Origin of the sequence: Streptomyces malaysiensis subsp. malaysiensis (assembly GCF_040653035.1) — a bacterium.
GTDB lineage: Bacteria > Actinomycetota > Actinomycetes > Streptomycetales > Streptomycetaceae > Streptomyces > Streptomyces malaysiensis.
This window is the reverse complement of sequence record NZ_JBEZNG010000002.1, coordinates 386,131-403,329: the sequence shown is the minus strand read 5'-3', so window position 1 is coordinate 403,329 and position 17,199 is coordinate 386,131. Positions and strand designations below refer to the sequence as shown.

At 69.4% G+C, this 17,199-nt stretch carries 21 protein-coding genes and 1 pseudogene; 8 read left to right on the top strand and 14 right to left on the bottom strand.

Annotated features, from left to right (window positions below; genetic code table 11):
- Positions 1-72: 72 nt before the first annotated feature.
- Positions 73-792, bottom strand: coding sequence for a TetR/AcrR family transcriptional regulator (locus tag AB0E24_RS05985; RefSeq protein WP_069863285.1), 720 nt, complete (start codon positions 790-792; stop codon positions 73-75).
- A gap of 144 nt (positions 793-936) precedes the next feature.
- Between AB0E24_RS05985 and AB0E24_RS05980 the strand changes: the two genes are divergently transcribed.
- Positions 937-2,061 (top strand): FAD-dependent oxidoreductase, encoded by a 1,125-nt coding sequence (locus tag AB0E24_RS05980; protein ID WP_359375060.1) that lies wholly within the window; start codon positions 937-939, stop codon positions 2,059-2,061.
- Between the two features lie 24 nt (positions 2,062-2,085).
- Here the strand turns inward: AB0E24_RS05980 and AB0E24_RS05975 are convergent, their stop codons facing one another.
- Positions 2,086-2,361 (bottom strand): hypothetical protein, encoded by a 276-nt coding sequence (locus AB0E24_RS05975; protein ID WP_359375059.1) that lies wholly within the window; start codon positions 2,359-2,361, stop codon positions 2,086-2,088.
- A 142-nt stretch (positions 2,362-2,503) separates the two neighbouring features.
- On the opposite strand from AB0E24_RS05975, the gene AB0E24_RS05970 reads away from it, so the two are divergent.
- Positions 2,504-3,319 carry a class I SAM-dependent methyltransferase gene (locus AB0E24_RS05970; protein ID WP_359375273.1) on the top strand — a complete coding sequence of 272 codons (816 nt, stop codon included), beginning with the start codon at positions 2,504-2,506 and terminating at the stop codon, positions 3,317-3,319.
- 150 nt (positions 3,320-3,469) lie between these two features.
- Here the strand turns inward: AB0E24_RS05970 and AB0E24_RS05965 are convergent, their stop codons facing one another.
- From AB0E24_RS05965 to AB0E24_RS05955, 3 genes are all read right to left on the bottom strand, one after another.
- A complete protein-coding gene (locus AB0E24_RS05965) occupies positions 3,470-4,354 on the bottom strand; it encodes an SDR family oxidoreductase (RefSeq protein ID WP_359375058.1) in 885 nt (294 codons plus the stop codon).
- A gap of 87 nt (positions 4,355-4,441) precedes the next feature.
- Positions 4,442-5,179: an SDR family oxidoreductase gene (locus tag AB0E24_RS05960; RefSeq protein WP_359375057.1), complete on the bottom strand. Its 738-nt coding sequence runs from the start codon at positions 5,177-5,179 to the stop codon at positions 4,442-4,444.
- Positions 5,176-5,568, bottom strand: a complete 393-nt coding sequence (locus AB0E24_RS05955; protein ID WP_359375056.1) for a hypothetical protein — start codon at positions 5,566-5,568, stop codon at positions 5,176-5,178. Before AB0E24_RS05955 ends, AB0E24_RS05960 begins: the two co-directional genes overlap by 4 nt.
- 130 nt (positions 5,569-5,698) lie before the next feature.
- Here AB0E24_RS05955 and AB0E24_RS05950 point away from each other — a divergent pair, with 130 nt between their 5' ends.
- Positions 5,699-6,448 carry a TetR/AcrR family transcriptional regulator gene (locus AB0E24_RS05950; RefSeq protein ID WP_100808576.1) on the top strand — a complete coding sequence of 250 codons (750 nt, stop codon included), beginning with the start codon at positions 5,699-5,701 and terminating at the stop codon, positions 6,446-6,448.
- A gap of 139 nt (positions 6,449-6,587) precedes the next feature.
- On the opposite strand, the gene AB0E24_RS05945 is transcribed toward AB0E24_RS05950, so the two are convergent.
- On the bottom strand, positions 6,588-7,037 hold the full coding sequence (locus AB0E24_RS05945) for a hypothetical protein (protein ID WP_359375055.1): 450 nt from the start codon (positions 7,035-7,037) through the stop codon (positions 6,588-6,590).
- Positions 7,038-7,141: 104 nt separating this feature from the next.
- Here AB0E24_RS05945 and AB0E24_RS05940 point away from each other — a divergent pair, with 104 nt between their 5' ends.
- Positions 7,142-7,801, top strand: a complete 660-nt coding sequence (locus tag AB0E24_RS05940) for a CGNR zinc finger domain-containing protein (protein WP_359375054.1) — start codon at positions 7,142-7,144, stop codon at positions 7,799-7,801.
- A 101-nt stretch (positions 7,802-7,902) separates the two neighbouring features.
- On the opposite strand, the gene AB0E24_RS05935 is transcribed toward AB0E24_RS05940, so the two are convergent.
- Entirely contained in the window at positions 7,903-8,076 is a 174-nt protein-coding gene (locus AB0E24_RS05935; protein ID WP_359375053.1) for a hypothetical protein, read from the bottom strand.
- Positions 8,077-8,088: 12 nt separating this feature from the next.
- On the opposite strand from AB0E24_RS05935, the gene AB0E24_RS05930 reads away from it, so the two are divergent.
- Entirely contained in the window at positions 8,089-8,496 is a 408-nt protein-coding gene (locus tag AB0E24_RS05930; RefSeq protein WP_359375052.1) for a DUF308 domain-containing protein, read from the top strand.
- Between the two features lie 147 nt (positions 8,497-8,643).
- Here the strand turns inward: AB0E24_RS05930 and AB0E24_RS05925 are convergent, their stop codons facing one another.
- From AB0E24_RS05925 to AB0E24_RS05915, 3 genes and pseudogenes are all read right to left on the bottom strand, one after another.
- A complete protein-coding gene (locus AB0E24_RS05925; protein ID WP_069862846.1) occupies positions 8,644-8,883 on the bottom strand; it encodes a twin-arginine translocase TatA/TatE family subunit in 240 nt (79 codons plus the stop codon).
- Positions 8,884-9,018: 135 nt separating this feature from the next.
- Complete coding sequence (locus AB0E24_RS05920; RefSeq protein WP_359375271.1) at positions 9,019-9,348, bottom strand: ArsR/SmtB family transcription factor; 330 nt, start codon at positions 9,346-9,348, stop codon at positions 9,019-9,021.
- A 114-nt stretch (positions 9,349-9,462) separates the two neighbouring features.
- Positions 9,463-9,915, bottom strand: a pseudogene (locus tag AB0E24_RS05915) (tellurite resistance TerB family protein); the annotation flags it as partial.
- 360 nt (positions 9,916-10,275) lie between these two features.
- Between AB0E24_RS05915 and AB0E24_RS05910 the strand changes: the two are divergent.
- From AB0E24_RS05910 to AB0E24_RS05900, 3 genes are all read left to right on the top strand, one after another.
- Positions 10,276-10,971 (top strand): AAA family ATPase, encoded by a 696-nt coding sequence (locus AB0E24_RS05910; protein WP_359375051.1) that lies wholly within the window; start codon positions 10,276-10,278, stop codon positions 10,969-10,971.
- 159 nt (positions 10,972-11,130) lie between these two features.
- Positions 11,131-12,057 (top strand): ion transporter, encoded by a 927-nt coding sequence (locus tag AB0E24_RS05905; protein ID WP_351383097.1) that lies wholly within the window; start codon positions 11,131-11,133, stop codon positions 12,055-12,057.
- Positions 12,011-12,379: a VOC family protein gene (locus AB0E24_RS05900; RefSeq protein WP_102933253.1), complete on the top strand. Its 369-nt coding sequence runs from the start codon at positions 12,011-12,013 to the stop codon at positions 12,377-12,379. Before AB0E24_RS05905 ends, AB0E24_RS05900 begins: the two co-directional genes overlap by 47 nt.
- A 79-nt stretch (positions 12,380-12,458) precedes the next feature.
- Here AB0E24_RS05900 and AB0E24_RS05895 read toward each other — a convergent pair whose 3' ends face one another.
- The 4 genes from AB0E24_RS05895 to AB0E24_RS05880 all read right to left on the bottom strand — a co-directional run bounded on the left by AB0E24_RS05895 (position 12,459) and on the right by AB0E24_RS05880 (position 17,181).
- A complete protein-coding gene (locus tag AB0E24_RS05895) occupies positions 12,459-12,857 on the bottom strand; it encodes a hypothetical protein (protein WP_174882886.1) in 399 nt (132 codons plus the stop codon).
- A gap of 281 nt (positions 12,858-13,138) precedes the next feature.
- On the bottom strand, positions 13,139-14,566 hold the full coding sequence (locus AB0E24_RS05890) for a purine-cytosine permease family protein (RefSeq protein WP_069862854.1): 1,428 nt from the start codon (positions 14,564-14,566) through the stop codon (positions 13,139-13,141).
- Positions 14,567-14,611: 45 nt separating this feature from the next.
- The gene (locus tag AB0E24_RS05885) at positions 14,612-16,015 is read right to left on the bottom strand and encodes a C69 family dipeptidase (RefSeq protein ID WP_359375050.1); all 1,404 of its coding nucleotides are present in this window, start codon (positions 16,013-16,015) and stop codon (positions 14,612-14,614) included.
- Positions 16,012-17,181, bottom strand: a complete 1,170-nt coding sequence (locus tag AB0E24_RS05880; protein WP_359375049.1) for a glycerate kinase — start codon at positions 17,179-17,181, stop codon at positions 16,012-16,014. Before AB0E24_RS05880 ends, AB0E24_RS05885 begins: the two co-directional genes overlap by 4 nt.
- Positions 17,182-17,199 lie beyond the last annotated feature (18 nt).

Genomic DNA, 17,199 nt, shown 5'->3' with positions numbered 1-17,199 from the left:
ACCTCGGTCACCGGCGTCAGAGGCGGGCACGGCTGACGCGAGGCGTACCCAGCGGCCTTCCGCGGCCGGGAGTCACCGCTGGGTGAGGTTGTCCATGATCAGTCCGAGGGTGAACTCGAACCGGTCGTGTCCGGTGCCGGAGGTCAGCTCAGCGGCATAGCGGCGGGTCTGCGGAAACGTGTCGGCCGGCAGCGCGGTGAACCGGCGGATCAGCTCCTCGCGGCCAAGGACCCATTCCTGGTCCGGGTGTCTGCGCCGCTGCTGGACCAGTGACTGCTCCAAGGCGTAGGCACTGACGTAGAGGGACAGGGCATCGAGCACCCAGGCGGCGCTCCGCGGTTCGATTCCGCCGGCGAGCACAATCGCCAAGAGCCCTTCCCTGACCCGCAACGTGGCGAGGTTGGTCGGGACCACGCCCAGTGCGGCACGGGAGATCCCGGGGTATTTCAGATACTGGTCGCGGATCTGCGCGTACACGTCGAGGATCTGCTCGCGCCACGCGGCCGGGTCCGGTTCGGGCAGTACGACCTCGGAGCAGAGCCGGCCGACGAGCAGATCGTCGATGTCCTCTTTGCTGACGATGTGCGCGTACAGCGACGACGGCCCGGTGCCGAGTACCGCGGCGACTCGACGGATGGTCAGCGCGTCATAGCCCTCGGTGGCCACGACCTGAAGGGCGGCGTCGGTGATCCGGTCGACCGTGATGGGCTTCTTGCGTGGTGACGCCGCTGAGCGCTCCCCAGGGGGCTGGGCGTGACGAGCTGCTCGGCGTTGCCGGGGATCGGAGGGCATGCCAGCCACTATAGCTTGACACGAACTAAGTTCGCCAAGTAGAGCTTAGATCGTACAAGCAGAACTAAGTTCGTTCCCGCGCGGTTCGCGTACCCCCGCTCAGGCCCTGAGCAGGGTTCGGAAAATCTGTTCAGGAGGTGTGTGATGCGGGTTGCCATCGCCGGGGCCGGCCTGGGGGGTCTGTGCTTGGCACAGGCCCTGCGCGGCGCCGGTATCGAGGCCGACGTGTACGAGCGGGACCCGGCGATCACCGCACGATTCCAGGGGTACCGGCTCGTACTGGATCCGGTCGGATTCGAGGCGCTGCGTAGCTGTCTGCCACAGCGTTGGCACCCGCTGCTGGACGCGGTCGTCAGTGACGCCTACGTCGAGCGACTGGTCCTGGACGCCCAGCTGAACAAGATCGGCGAACTCGGCCCTGCCAGGAGCGGGATCGTGGTCGACCGGCATGTGCTCCGGCACCTGCTGCTCACCGGACTCACCGTGCACATCGGGGCCGCGCTGACCGGTTACGACGTATTGGACAACGGCAGGGTCGAAGCCCGGTTCGCGCACCGCGATCCGGCAACCGCCGATCTGCTCGTCGGGGCGGACGGGGTCGGCTCCGCGGTTCGCCAGGTGCTGACGCCGCGGACCACCCCGACTGACACCGGCGTTCGGTTCGTCATCGGCCGCACGCCGCTGACGGACCAGTTCGCCGGTCTGTCCCGGGCCTACGGAGGGAAGATCGTCGGGGACGGAGTGAGTCTGCTGCTCGGGGCGATGCGGTTCCCCGTTCCGCCAAAGGAAGCGGCGGAGAAACTGGCGCCCGAAGTGACGCTCCCCGACATCCATGACTACGTGCGCTGGGCCATGGTCCTCCCGCCGAACGGCTCTCCCGGCACCCTGACGGCACAGGAGGCCGCGCTGTCCAGGATGAACGGTTGGCACCCGGACCTGCGGGCGCTCATCGAGCGGGCCGACCCGGACAACAGCAGCCTGCTGTCCATCCGGGTGATCGAGCCGGGTGAGCGCTGGGCGCCCGGTCCGGTCACACTGCTCGGTGACGCTGTCCACGCCACTTCTCCGACCGGCGGCAACGGTGCGAACACCGCTCTGCGCGATGCCGACCTGCTGGGCCGCTGCCTGAAGGAGGCCGCCGAGGGCCGTCAAGATCTTCTCGCCGCGGTCGACAGCTACGAGCGGCAGATGTTCCAGTACGGGGGCGAGGCCGTGCGCCACAGCCTCGCGGCGCTACCCGCCTTGACGGCAACAACAGGTATGACGTGAGGTGAGGTGCCTCCCTGCTACGGGTCAGTCAAGAGCCCTGTACTCGGCTGATGGTTCGATCAGCTCGGGGTGCTCAACGGTGTATCGAGCGCCGTAGAGCGCCAGCATCGCCCAATGCCAGGCTTCGTCGTGAAAGAGGAGGCCGCGATGGGCCTCATCGCTTGGCTCGTAGGGGTAACGCTCCACAGCGGCCTGCCAGGCTTGCTCCGGTGTCAGGCCGCCGTGCCGCCGCATCACCCACGCGTAGCAACGCCGCTCGCCTTGCAGATAGCCGACGTACTCCTCCTCGCTCCAGGTCATCTGGCCAATCTAGCCACCGGCTTCATGCCGTTCGCTTCATGGGCTCCTCCAACAGATGAGTCCGCGGACGAGGGTTGCTCTTGAATCGATCATCTAGGCTGGCGCGGTGACTGATGAGCAGGAGCGGGTGCGGCCGTCGGGAGTGTGGGCCACGGCGGTGGGGGTGGCCAGGGTGCGGGCGCTGGAGACCGAGCGGGAGAACGCGCTGTTCCGCGACCCACTGGCGCAGGCATTCGCCGCCGCCGGCGGCCTGTGGCCCTCCTCGCCGCCGCTGCCCGACGACGAGGCCGCGCGACGCCGTCGGCTGGCCGTGTCGTTTTCCATCGTCGTCAGGACGAAGTTCCTCGACGACCTGTTGCGGCAGGCATCCGCGTCCGGGGTCCGGCAGGTCGTGCTGCTCGGCGCCGGCATGGACAGCCGGGCCTTCCGGATGGACTGGCCCGAGGGCACCCGGCTGTTCGAGGTCGACACCGCCGCCCCACTGGACTTCAAGGCTTCGGTGCTGCGCCGGGAGCGGGCCGTCGCGCGCTGCGAGCGGATCACCGTCGCGGTGGATCTGCGCGAGGACTGGCCAGGCGCGCTGGCCGCCGCGGGGCACGACCCGGCCGTGCCGACCGCGTGGATCGCCGAAGGACTGCTGATCTATCTGCCCGAGGACGCGGTGAAGCTACTGCTGGCCCGGATCAGCACGCAGTCGGCGGCAGGGAGTCGGCTGGGGCTGACGTTGGGCTCGCGCGGCGTGATCGAGCGCTTCGGCGCGGACGCCGCGCCGGGATCGGCGGCGTCCATGTGGATCTCGGAGATGCCCGACGACCCGGTGGGCTGGCTGGCCGGGCACGGCTGGGAGGCCGACAGCCACACTCTGCGCGAGCGCGCCGCCGCCTACGGCCGCCCGATCAGCACCCCGCCGCAGCGCGAGGAGCGGCCCGGCGGACTGATCTCGGCGGTCCGCCGGTAGAGCGCCTCCCGGTTCCCCAGATGATCGATTCCCAGGGGGCCTGATGAGTGGAACGAGCTGCGGTTTTCCTCGGTCCGGACGGGGGCCGCCCGCCTTGCGGTCGTACGGGCTCTTGTAAGCGCATGACCTTCGCCGGGCGAGTTCCCGGTCTCAGACCGTGAGGAGGTCGGCGAGACCGACGCGGGTGAGGAATTCGCTGCGGACGCGGTCCGCGACGTCGGAGACCTCCTCGGAGCCGTCGTCGGCCGGGTCGATGTGGACGCGGTAGGGCCGCCGACCTGCGGGCAAGGCCACGATGCGGGCGATCTCGTCGGAGACCATCGAGGCGTCGGCATCGGCCGGGGCGAGGTCGGCGAGCTTCTTGGCGACCTGGTCGACCAGACCGGGGTACTTGGTCTCGTACGCGGCATCGACGTCCGTGTCCTCCGGCCTGCCGGAGCGGGCGAAGTGGTTGGTGCCGCTGGTGAACGACCCGGGCACCACGATCGAGGTCTCCACACCCCAACGGGCCAGCTCCGCGGCGTAGCTGACGGCGAGGGAGTCCATGCCCGCCTTCGCGGCGAAGTAGGGGCCCAGGTACGGCGGGGTCCCGCCCTTGACGCTGGAACTGGACACCCAGACGACCAGTCCGCGACCGGCGGCACGCAGATGGGGCAGGGCGGCGCGGTTGACGCGCTGGGTGGAGAGCACGTTCACGTTGTAGAGCTCGGCGAGTTGCTCGGGTGTGAACGCCTCGACGGGGCCGGTGACCATATGGCCCGCGTTGTGGATCAGGACATCGATCCGGCCGTGTTCGGCGATGACCTGGGCGACGGCGGTGTCGACGGACTGCTGGGAGTTCACGTCGAGCTCGATGGAGCGCAGATCGACGCCGTGCGCACGGCTGTAGTCGGCGGCGGCCCGGACCTGGCCGGCGTTGCGGGTCGTGGTCCGGCGCATACCTGCGTAGACGGTGTGACCCCGGTCGGCCAGGGCGCGGGCGGTGAGGGCGCCGAAGCCGCTGGAGGCGCCGGTGATCAGGACGATGTTGCTCATGAGGGTCTCCTCAGGGTGATGGGGCGCGGTTGCCGGGGGGCGCGGGCGGAAGCCGTGGTCCGCTGCCGGGCGGTGTCGCGCGGTGGCTCAGGCGATGCCGCCGTTGGCGAACAGGACCTGACCGTTGAGCCAACGGGCGGGGCCGGCCAGGAACGCGACGGTCTCGGCGATGTCGTCGGGGGTGCCCAGGCGCTCCAGCGGGGCGGCTTTGGCCAGGTTGTCGATCGCGGCTTGGTCCTTGCCGTCCAGGAACAGCGGGGTGGCGGTCGGGCCGGGGGCGACCGCGTTGACGGTGATGTCCCTGCCCCGCAGCTCCCGGGCGAGGATCATCGTCATGCCCGCGACCGCGGCCTTGCTGGCCACGTAGGCGCCGTAGGCAGGGAACTGGAGGCGGGTGACGGAGGTGGTGAAGTTGATCAGCGCGCCACCGCCGCGGAGCCGGCGCGCTGCCTGCTGGGACACGACGAAGGCGCCTCGGATGTTGGTGCGGTGCATCCGGTCCAGGTCGTCGAGGTCGAGGGTGGCGATGGGGGAGAGCAGCATGATGCCGGCGGTGTTGACGACCACGTCGATGCCGTCGAACTCGCTCTCGACGGCGTCGAAGGCGGTGGTCATCTGGGTCTCGTCGGCGATGTCGCCGACGACGAGCATGGACTTGGCGCCCAGCGCGGCGACGGCGTCGGCGGTTTCCTGGGCCCGGGTCCTGTTGCCGGCGTAGTGGACGGCGACCGCGTAGCCCTCGCGGGCAAGGCGCTCGCAGACGGCGCGGCCGATGCCGCCGGAGCCGCCGGTGACCAGTGCGACGCGGTTCTTGGTGTCAGTCATGACAGATGCTCTTTTCGAAGTGGAGGGGAGGGAAGTGGAGGGGAGGGAAGTGGAGGGATGGGGTGGTCGGCGGTCAGGCGCACTGGAGGGCCCGGTGACGTGCGGACGATGTCACCGGCCACGATCTGAGGATCGGCGGAGACGCCGTTCACCATGAGGCGCTCGGTGTTCTCGCCCACGGGGGCGAGGTACGGGGCGATCTTGTCGTGGGCGGCGGCGGTGCGCGCGGTGTCGCCGGTGAAGGCGGCGCCATCGCCGCCCCGGGCGGGTTCTTCGGACCGTACGTCCAGCTCGCTGACGCTCAGGGATCCGGCGGCTGTCTTGGCGGCGTCCCGCGTGGCCTGGGCCTGTGCCGCGTTACGGCTCTCGGGGTCGCGCGTCGAGGTCATGGCACGCCTCCAGGAGTGGACGGGATTCTGCGGGGATGTGTATCGCCGAGGTGAATCACATCGGTGCTCACCAGGTCGATACATCGACGCTAACACATCGATGCTCACTGTCAACTGTTATCGTTGATGCATGACAGAGGCTGAAGTGATCCCCCAGCCGCGTGAGCGGATCCTGCAAGCGGCCGCCGAGTTGCTCACCCAAGGAGGCAGGGAGGCGGTGTCCACGCGCGCTGTGAGCGCCGCCGCCGGGGTGCAGGCGCAGACGATCTACCGCCACTTCGGTGATATGCGAGGGCTCCTCGACGCCGTCGCGAGGCGCGGCTATGCCGACTACCTCGCGGCCAAGCAGGCTCACATCGGTGCGGGTGACCCGGTGGAACAGGTGCGGGACGGCTGGGATCTCCACATCGCCTTCGCCCTCGCGAATCCCGCCGTCTACCGCCTTCTGTACGCCGACCCCCGGCCCGATGCGGAGTCCCCTCTGACCGGGGAGGCGCACAAGGTACTGCTGGGGCTGGTGGAGGGCATCGCGAAGGCCGGCCGGCTGCGTACGAGCGTCGAGTCCGCGGCGGCGATGGTCCACTCATCCGGTGTCGGCGTGGCGCTCACGCTCATCGCCGCACAGGCCGCGGGGCAGCTGTCCCACTACGAGGGCTTGGCCGACAGCGTCCGCGACGCCGTGCTCGGCTCCGTCCTGGTGGGGCCGCAGGGGAGTCAGGAGGCCGACGACCTGGCGAACAAGGCGGCTGTCCACGCCATCGCGCTCAAAGCCCTGCTCGGCGACGGCGTGCGGCACCTCACCCCCGGTGAACGCGCTCTGCTGGGCGAATTGCTGGACCGGATCGCCGACGATGGCGCCGCGGCTGAGGCGACGGACTGACCATCCCTCCAGCTGGGCCGTGGAGCGGAGGGTGTGAGGGCGGCGACCTGTGCGCGGGGGTTGTCCGTCCGGCGGCGCGGTGTCGTGCACGGGGCCGGATCCGACACCAGAACCTAGTAGCCGAGCGCGCCGCCGGTGGTCATGAGGACGTGTCCGGGCCAAGCAGATCCCGGGTCAGCTCCGGGCTGATGAAGTACTTGGCGTAGGGCGTGTTCGCGAAGTGGTCGGCCATCAGCCTCGACCACAGCAGGACCGACCGCAGCGGCCGGTGGTTGATGATGACGTGCTGGGCCCGGCCCGTGTCGTTGTAGCGCACCACCACGATGCTGCCGATCGGCTCGCCGTGCACCCGCGAGGTGTAGTCCTCGACGAAGCCGTGCTCGCCGTATTCGCCGACGTAGTTGAACTCCTGGTAGTCGTACAGGGTGCGGGCGTAGCCGAGTATCGCGCGCACGGACTCCGCACCCTCGACGATCCCGTTCAGGACCGAGGCTTCCATGGTGGCGTCTTCCGCCAGATCGTCCAGCCATGCCGGGCGGTAGTCCCGCCTGTGCAGATCCGCGTTCCCGCTGCCGAGGTATGTGCTCATGGTCCGTCCTTCAGGGTCCGCTCCAGGGTTATGACAGAAGTGTAAGCCGTTTGCCTATGTCGATCCAGGGCCCGGCCGGGCTGCCCGCGAGGTAGTGTCCAGGCATGGAGGAACTCGCGACAGACCGGCTGCGCCTACCCGCCGGCCGTGCGCCGGGCGGGCTGTGCCTCGTCCAGGAGCTGGTCAACACCTCGACCCGGCTGGAGGCGGAGTCGGACCGGGTGGCGGATCTGCTCACCAACGGGCAGGACGCGAACCGCTGGCTGGCCGCGGCCCTGCGGCAATGGGCGGACGCCGCCGGGCAGCAGGCTCCCGCACTCCAGCTCACCGAGGCGGATCTCGGGCCCCTGCGCCGGCTGCGCGAAGCGATGCGCGATCTCGTCGGAGCGCGGAGCGGTCCCCGCCCGTCGCAGCTCAGCGGTACGAGCATCGCCCTTCGCATCGACGCGGAAGGTCACGTCGTCTACGGCACCACGGCCGGCGGCTGGCGCGCCGTCGCCGCCCTCGTCACCGCCGAGATCCTGCTCGCCCAGCACGCCGGAACCTGGCAGCGCTTCAAGACCTGCCCGTACCCCGTGTGCGGGATCGCCTTCTACGACGAGTCGCGCAACAACAGCCGTGTCTGGCACGACGTCCGCACCTGCGGCAATCGCACCAACCTCGCCGCCGCGCGGGGCCGACGGCGTATGTCCGAAGCCGGGGACGCGGTGGACCGGTCCCAGCCGGCCGCGGACCGGTCCCGGTCGGCCACCTCACCGGCCTGAACGAGCGGCCTCGTGGTGCGGTGGCCGGCCGGTCCGGTCCGCTTGCCCTGACCGGCCGCCGCGCGCGGGGCGCCCGGGGCGGCGTCCCTCGGTCGCGGGCGTCAGCGCTGGGACGGGGTCACGCCGTAGGACCAGTTGTGGCCCAGTTCGCTCTCGCGCTCTCCGCTGACGGGGAGGGCGTCGAGGCGGGCGATCTCCTCCTCGGTGAGGGCCAGCTCCGCCGCGCCGCTGTTCTCCTCCAGGCGCGAGAGGTGCAATGTGCCGGGGATCGGCACGACATCGTCGGCATGTGGGACGTCATCGCCACGCTCCTCGAGCGCCGTATGGCCGGCAACGGCACCCCGAACCGCGTCAGCACCGTCAACATGGCTCTCGGCCTCGCCGCCACCGCCGGAATGATCATCGCCGCCTTCTCCACCGTCGGGAAGGCCCTTCTCGTGTTCGGCGTCTGGGCGCTCCTCTCCGGAGCGATCCAGCTCGTCGTGGCGATCCGGCGCCGGCGCACCGTCGGCGGTCAGTGGCCCATGGTCATCAGTGGCGGACAGTCCGTGCTCGCCGGTGCCACCGTCGCTGCCACGTCAGCCTCGGCGACGAGCAGCCTGTCCACCGTCGCCGGATACTCGGCCTTCGGTGCCTTCTGGTTCCTTGTCTCCGTCATCGCGCTGAGCATCCGCAGCCGACGCGAAAAGGGCTGACCACCGCACCGGGCCCGCCGGCGCGCCTTCCAGGGCGCGCACCTCGCCAAAGCCTCTCCGCGTGAAGACCGGGTTCTCGGCGCCGGTGGCAGCTCCTCGTGGGGGCTGCCACCGGTCCGTGTCCGCCGGGAGGCGACGGGTGGGGCGTCAGCCCTGATTGCCTTCCGCTCCCGGGGCCTTGTGCGTGACATCGCCCGGAGCGGCCTTGATGACGCGCGGAGCGCTCGTGCCGTCCGCCGGGGGGCTGTCGGCTTTCATGGCCTTGGCCTCGCTCTTGAAGATGCGGGCCGCCTTGCCCGCGGAGCGGGTGAGGTCGGGGAGCTTCTTGGCGCCGATCAGGACGATGACGACGATGAGGAGGAGGGCAAGCTCGCTGAGGCCCAACATCGGTGAGTGTCTCCTCCAGTAGGTTGTGGGCGCGGAGAGGGCGCCTCGAATGACGAGAGCAATCTACATAAGTGTAGAAGCGCGGGCCAGGGGGTCATGGGCCGTCGGCCGAGGAAGGCGTGAACTCGGCGGATACTAGCCGTGGGTTGGGCGGGTGTCCTGCGGTTCGGGGGAGGCGAGGAGGTAGGAATGGAGCTGCCCGAGCAGTTCGGTGATGCCCTCCCTGTCGGCGTGGTAGCGGACCAGCTTGCCGGTGCGCGTCGACTGGAGCAACCCGCCGCGTCGGAGAACCGCGAGGTGCTCGGAGGTGGTTGACAGGCCCAGTCCGGCCCGCTCGGCGACCTCTCCCACCGTCAGCCGCTCCCCGTCGGTGAAGTGCGCGAAGAGCCTCTGACGGGTCCCGCTTGCCAGCGCCTTGAGGAAGACCTGAAGATCGTCGCCGGGTATGGCCGCCTCGGGCCGCACACCTTGTTCCGCTTGTTCCGCGCCCGAGTCCGCTCGCGGGGACGCCCGGTCGTCGGTCACCCGTGGGAATTCGTCCGGAGTCCGGTGGAGGCGTGGGGCGCGGAGATCCCGGTGGAGGTCGAACTCGTCCGGAGGGATCTCCAGGGCCGAGCAGACTTCGCGGACGACGGTCCGCTCGCTCTCGTCGAAATGGCCGTCGGCACAGCCGATGACGATGCCGATCTGGATCACGGCCCGGGCCTCGGCGGGTTTCCTCCTGGCCTTGCCGATCTCCCGCAGTGCGCCCGCCTTGCCGATGGTGAAGTCCGCGGTCAGGGTGTCGAGGTGCTCCTCGAAGCGGCGGTGCAGATCGTCCGGGGGGAAGTTCTGGAGTACGTCGTTGGTGGTGATGAGCCGTGTGACGCGTTGGCGCTCGGACGGGTCGATCATTCCGTCCGCCGCCGCCACCAGGGCGCACATCGCCATGCTGGCGTCCCGGAACGCTCCGCTTCGCAACTCGTGCTTTTTCGCTGTGAGCTGGGCCTGCATTGTCTGGACCGAGTCCTTGAGGCGGTCCCACAGCGCCATCTGCATCTCCTTGTCGCCACTGCCCATCACACGTCGTGCGAACGAAATCTACATGTTTGTAGATGGGTGTCGCGAATGACGCCCTCCCGTCATGCCCTTGAGCGGAAGGCCGCGCTGTCGTGATCCGGCCGGACGGCCCGGTGAGGGCTGATGGCTTCAAATGATCGGTTGCCATCTCCTCGCATTTCTACAGTGTTGTAGATTCGATCTGTCCGACACTCGACGAACGCGCGATCCGCCAAGGTTACGTGTCGGAACCGGAGGGGATCGCCAAGGAGTACGGCGGCAACGAGTAAATCCCTCCGGCCGTTAATGTGATGGTGGCGGTGTTGGCCGCTGACCGCGGGATCAGAGGAAGCCGTGAGCACGATCGACGAGGCGGGCGCGGCGGACACGTTCTTACGACCACACCACGGGCGATGCCGATGCCTTCGGCCGAAGGGCCTGGTCGACCTGCGCGGGCACACCGGCCCTCCCGCGGTCCTGGCCTACCCGGCCGACGCTGTGGTGGTCGTCTCCGGCCTGCCCGGAAGCGGGAAGAGCACCTTGATGGAGTGCTGGTCGAGGGCCGCGCCCGCCATCGATCCGAGGGCGGTCCACCTCGCGTGTGAGGCGCTCATGCCCGACTGGCTGCCGTACGGGGTGTACCGGCCCTGGGCTCGGCTCAGACACTTCCAATGGCTGCGGCGGCAGATGCGCCGTATGACCCCGCTGCTGGTGCACGACTGTGGCAGCCGCCCCTGGCTGCGCCGTTGGCTGGCCCGGGCCGCCGGACGGCAGCGGCGTGAGGTGCATGTGGTGCTCCTGGACGTGGGGGCGGACGAGGCGCTGGCGGGGCAAAGGGCGCGGGGCCGGTGCGCCCGGCCACGTGTTTTCGCCCGGCATCAGCGGGGCCTCGACCGCCTGTTGGCCGCGGTGCCCGCGCCCGACGCGGCATGCCCGGGCACCGCGGTGCGGCCGGTCCCCGCACCCCTGGCGGAGGCGGCTTCGATCGTGCTGCTCGACCGGGTGTCGCGGCAGCATGTGGCAGCGGCGAGGTTCGACCGGTGGTCATAGGCGTGGCACTCGTGCGAGCGGGTTCGAGCCGGGTTTCCGCTCGATGCCGTGCTGCGCATGGCGGCAACGGCGCCTGGCGGCAGTGAACGGGGCCGTCGCCCACCTCGGCGGATTAAGATCAACATCGAGCAGTGGCAGCACAGAGTTGAGGACAGTGAGATGGCGGACCGGACCGTCGCACCCAAGGTGCACGCCCTCGTGGAGGGCTCCCGCCGTGTCGTCGACTCGGACTGGTTCGGCATGGCGGTCTTCGGCGTCATCATGGCCAACGCCGCGGTTCTCGGAGTCGAGACGTACAGCGGTGCGGTGGACCGCTGGCACACCGAGCTGAAGATGCTGGAACACGCTTTCCTGGCGGTCTTCACCGCCGAAATCCTGTTACGGGCCGCGGCTCACGCCGACCGGCCCCGGGACTTCCTCCGCGACCCCTGGAACCTTTTCGACATCGCCGTGGTGGCGCTCGCGTTCCTCCCCATCGCGCGCGAGAACGCGACCGTGCTGCGGCTGCTGAGGCTGGCCCGGGTGCTGCGTGCCGCGCGGTTCCTGCCACAGGTGCGGATCGTGATCTCGGCGATCGGCAAGAGCCTTCCGGGCATGCTGAGCTTCGTCCTGGTGGGCACGCTGCTGCTCTACGTCTACGCCATGGTCGGCTGGGTGTTCTTCGCCGACGACGACCCCGAGCACTACGGCTCGATCGGCCGGGCCGTCCTCACCCTCTTCCTCCTCATCACCCTGGACGGACTCGGCGACGCGGTGCGCGCGGGGCTGGAGATCTCCCGCTGGACCATCGTCTACTTCGGTTCGTTCGTGCTCTTCGGCTCTTTCGTGCTGGTCAATCTGCTCATCGGCGTCGTCATCAACTCCCTTGAGGAAGCACGCCAGATGGAGACCGCCATGGATCATCGTCCCTCGTCTCCGGAGCCCACGGGCCCCCGCGAGGAGATACTGCGCGACCGCATCGAGACCGCCCGCCGGGCTCTCCAAGAGCTCGAGACCGCTCTCGATGCGCAGACAGTCCACCGTTCGGCCCGGAGGCGCTATGCACCCGCACATGAAGTTGACCGCGATCACGCTGGACTGCCCTGACCCCCTCGTTCTGGCGGCGTTCTACCAGCAGGCCACCGGTCTGGAGCCGCACCCGGAATCAGATGCCGACTTCGCCGGTCTCAGCCGTGACGGCGGAATCGCCATCGGCTTTCAACGGGTCGACGACTACCGGCCTCCGCGGTGGCCCGAGCAGACCGTGCCCCAGCAGTTCCACCTCGACTTCGCGGTCGACGACCTGGACGCGGCCGAGACCCGCCTGCTGGAGCTGGGCGCGGGCAAGCCGGAGCATCAGCCGGGCGGGGACGGATGGCGGGTCCTCACCGATCCGGCCGGACATCCCTTCTGCCTGGTCAGAAGCTGATTGCGGAGAACCTCGCGGCGACTTCGGTCTCGGAGCCCGCGGTGACGACCGCTCATGCCGGCCCGATGCGTTCAGGAAGTCAGGACGAAACGGCGAACTTCTGCGAGCAGTTGCTGTAGCTTCCCTTCACCACGCAGACCCACAGGTAGTAGGTGTGATCTTCGGGAAGGTCGCCGGTTGTCCACGGGCTTTGGTAGGGCGAGTTGTGGCCTCGGGTGGTGGCTTTGCGGCCGTCGCTCAGATGCGCCTCGATACCGTAGCCGTCCGGCTCTTGATCGTAGACCCGCAAGGCGTCGCCAGGATTGCCGCTCCCCGGGTCCTGTCGCCACTCGGCAAACCCGACCTGCCCGTACCCGTCTTCCTTGACCAAAATGATCTGGCCCCAGGAAGGCCAGGTGGGTTGGAAGCTGTAGGACGCCGCCGCTGCTGGTGGAGCCGCGGCGAGGGTGAGCCCTGCCACCGCGCCGACAGCGCTCATCAAGGCCGCCATACGCTTGCGTCTTTGCATCGAAGCCCCCAAAGCTGTTGAACCGAGCATGACGTCGCCATGAATATCGGATCTCGTGGGCTTCCTCCGTGACTTTTGCCTGTTTGGTGCATTCTCTGCACATGTGGACGCATGGCGTCCCAAACCCTCATATCGATGGCTACGATCCGGCGCGGATGTTCCTCAACCGCCGCATACGCGAGCGAGCCCCGGACCGGTGGTCCGGGGCTCGCGGTTGGCGCACTCATCTCCTACAGGTCGAGCTCCGGGTGTCAGTTCCCCGAAGTCGCTGTGGACGGAACGCGGTCGGTGGTGGCGTGGGCCGGTGTGTAGAAGCGTCCCTTCGTCATCCTGGTGAGGATGACGTGGATGATGGGCCCGAGGAACATCGAGATGAAGGACGCGTACGCCACCGGATAGACCTCGAGGATGCCGAGGGCGCCGACGAACACCGCGAGGCCGAGGGAGAGCAGGCCGCAGGGGTTCCACTCCCGCACTTCGTGCTCGTGGAATTCGATGTCCTCGGCTCGGCCCAGCTTGAGCCAGCGTCGGCAGATGAAGTAGTCGGCGAGGATGATGAGCACCCAGGTGTTGGTGAGGACACCGGTGACGGCCAGGAATGTGCCGAGGTGGTTGATGACGTTCGTGGCGTAGAAGATGACGCCGAACAGCCACACTCCGAACATCCACCAGGGGCGTCCGGGGCGGAACCCCGCGACGACGTCGAAGCCGCTGGACAAGGTGATGGAACCGCCGTACAGGTTCATGACGTTGATGCGGATCTGGGTGATGACGACGAAGACGACGCCGAGCAGCCCCATGAGGTGGACGAAGACGAATCCGGGGTCCTGTGCCTTCTCCTCGCCGAAGGAGCCGACGAGGGACGCGCCCAGCATGGCGCCGAGGAAGATGATGACGAACATGGGGATGAGTTCGAGCAGCATGATGGTCGCCGTGCCGCGGTAGCGGATCTTGGTGCTGGCGAAGCGCCCGTAGTCGGTGGCCATCAGCCCCTGGAAGATCATCTGCCCGTTGGCGAAGCTCATCGCGGTCCACAGCGCGGCTCCGCCGCCGGTCGCGGTGGAGTTCCACTGGCTGAGGCCGGCGACATCGTGGTGGGAGCCGAGGGAGATCAGTGCCCAGGCAAGCAGTCCCACGAAGATCGGGAAACCCCACTTCTGGAGCGTCGACATGGCGTACATGCCGCGCCAGACGAAGCCGATCGTGACCAGACCGATGAGGGCGAAGATCCCGATACCGGCGAGGGAGTCGATGGGGATGTGGAAGTAGTAGGCGATCGCGTGGGAGACGATCGTCCCCTCGAAGAGGAAGTAGTAGACGAAGTTGACCGCGTAGATGAACGAGGTCAGCGCGGCTCCGCGGCTTCCGAAGCCGAGCCCGCGGGATATCAGGCTCTGGGAGAGGCCCTCGCGGCTGGCCATCCGCATGGTCAGGGAGCCGATGAGGATGGCGCCGATGAAGAAGTAGCCGATGGGCAGCAGCATCGTCGGCCAGCCCACGAGGAAGGTCTGCTGGGCGCCGAAGGAGAAGAAGAACATGGCGGTGGCGTTGCCCAGCAGCACGAGGCTGATGGCGGGGATCGGCCAGCGCTTGTTGTCGGGCACGCGCTCGACGGCGAAGCTCTCGATCTGATCGTCGATGGAGGCTTCGGGGCCGCGGAAGGACTCTCTGATGGACATGGGTGGTTCTCCAAGTGGTGCGGGCGGTGTTTCCACGGAACCTGGTCAGACGGTCGGTGCGGCCCAGCGGCTGTCGAGGGCGACGGCGGGATCGGCGCCGAACTCATGGGCGAGCCCGGTGGCTGTGGCGCGGGCCTCGTCCAGACACGTACGGACGAACGCGGTCCGGGCGCCCGGGCCGTCGGCGGGGGAGGGGAGCGTCCGTTCCCACCGCGCTTCGAGGTCGTCGAAGGAGGTGCGCAGACGTGCGGCACGGGCGGTGAAGTTCCGTGCCCGGGGATCCTTCGCGGCGTCGAGCAGGTGTTGCCACTGCCACCAGACCGCGAGCGGGTCGTGCGCGGGCCGGCGGTGGTCGCGGGGATCCCAGGAGAAGTCGGGGGCGGGCCGGGTGAGCCCGTCGGGCAGGCTCTCGATGTCCAGCGGAACGGGAAGGTAGACACCCGTGCAGGGGGTGACGGGGCACCACCAGAGGATGAGCGGACCGGGGCCGTCGTGCAGTTCGACGATCAGTGAGGCCGCGGTGTTGCCCCACGTGAAGCCGGACGGGTGCTCATGCATGCAGAGCGTGTGGAAGTCCGGGCGCGCGGCGTCGAAGGACGGGCCGCCGAGGAAGGTGTCCTCCAGATGGTCGCGCAGGACGCGCTTCATGGTGTGCAGGCCGATGCCCGCGGCCGCCTCGTCGGTGAGGAGCTGATGGGAGCGGCGACGTCGGATGTGTGACACCTGGAGCGGCGTGCCCGGGTCGGTGAAGGCGTCCGCCACGTCCAGCGGCCGCTCGGAGGGCCAGCCCGTCCGTGTCGCCGCCTCACGCAGGCCGGAACTGGTGAGGTCGGCGTCCGCGCGGATGGACAGCTCGTTACTGAGCGACGCGACACCGCTGGTGATGCGGCGGGCCGCCCAGTCGCGTCCGATCGTCTCCAGCACCCAGGCTTCCCGCGGATCGGCGATGACGAAGGCGTTGTCGTAGGAGCCTTCTGCGTGAGGCGTGCCGACCATGGCCGAACCCCACTGGCCGTGGCGCTCCAGCAGATCCGTGATGACGTCCAGCGCCTCACGCGCGGTGCTGCCGCGTTCCAGCCCGAGGCGGACGAGTTCCATACCGAGGATGCCCGGCTGCTGCGAGTCGCCTGCCTTCTCCCTCGCCACGGCGTCCGCCCAGACACGGCTGAAGACGGCCTCGTTGCCGATGGCGACGCGGTGCTCGTTCACGCCCATCTCGTATCCCCAGCACCAGAACGGGCTGGAGCCGATGTGTGCGTAGGCGGGCGCGTCCTCGATGGTGAGGTAGGCGAGGCGCAGGGGACCGCCCGCGGGCCGGGCCGGGCGCCGGCGCAGCGGCTGGGCCTCACCGGCGGGGCGGTCGCTGTTCTTGCCGAAGAGAACCGCTCGGCCGCGGGTGGAGTCGGGGAGCGCGACGATGGTGTCGCAGCTCCAGGGGCGAGTCGTCACGTGCGGGCTCCGTTCCGGTGGGCGGTCCTTGCGCCCAGGTGGGTTTGGATGAGGGCGCGAGTGGCCTGCCCCACGAGGCGGCAGGTCAGCTCGGGGTCGTTGGCGCAGGCGGGATCGATACGGTCGAGCGCGACGGTGTCCGCGAACAGCGCCCGGTCCTCCGCCGTGGCGGGCAGGCGGTCGCTTCCCACGATCGCGACGGTCTTCACCCCGAACGTCCGGGCGAGCCGGGCGATGCTCACGGGAGCCTTGCCCCGCAGGCTCTGCACATCGAGGCGGCCCTCGCCGGTGATGACGAGGTCCGCCCCGCGGATCTCCTCCGCCGCCCCCAGCAGATCGAGGAACACCTCCGAGCCGGAACGCAGCTGTCCGCCGAGCAGGAGACCGGCCCATGCGAGGCCGCCCGCGGCCCCGGAGCCCGGCCGCCGGGCCGCCCCCCGGCTGGTGAGGGCGTTCTCCAGAATGCCCGCCGCATGCGCCAGTCCGGCGGAGAGCCGCCGGATCATGTCGTCATCCGCGCCCTTCTGGCGCGCGAACATCTCGGCCGAGCCGTCGGACCCCACCATGGGTGTGTCGACATCACACGCCAGCACCAGCCGGGCGTTCCGCAGGCCGGGATGGAGACCAGCGGTACGGACGGTCGCAAGCCCGATCAGCGCGGCACCGCCCGGGGCCAGCCGGTCGTCCTGTGCGTCACGCAGCTCGGCGCCGAGCGCGCACAGCAGACCGGTGCCACCGTCGGTGGCGGCGCTGCCACCGAGCGCGAGGGTGATTTCCTCGACCCCGTCGTCCAGGAGGGCGGCGACGATCCGGCCGACGCCGTACGTGGTGGCCGTGGCCGCCTCGGACGGGCTGGGGCGCCGCGCCCCGAGGCCGCAGACGGACGCCACCTCGACGATCGCCCGGCCGCCGAGCCTGGCGACGGGCGCCTCCACGGGCGCGCCCCAGGCGTCGGACGCGGGCACGGTGACGGTGCTCCAGCCCGCCGACACCGCGGCGGCCACGCTGCCGTCGCCGCCGTCGGCGACGGGCAGCCGCGATACGGCCGCGGCGGGGGTCTGCTCCGCGATCGCTGCCGCCATGACATCGACGAGACGCTGCGCCGACACGGTTCCTTTGAACTTATCCGGGGCGAGGACGACGCGCCGGACGGCGTCTACCTGCATAGAGACGCTCCTCCCGAA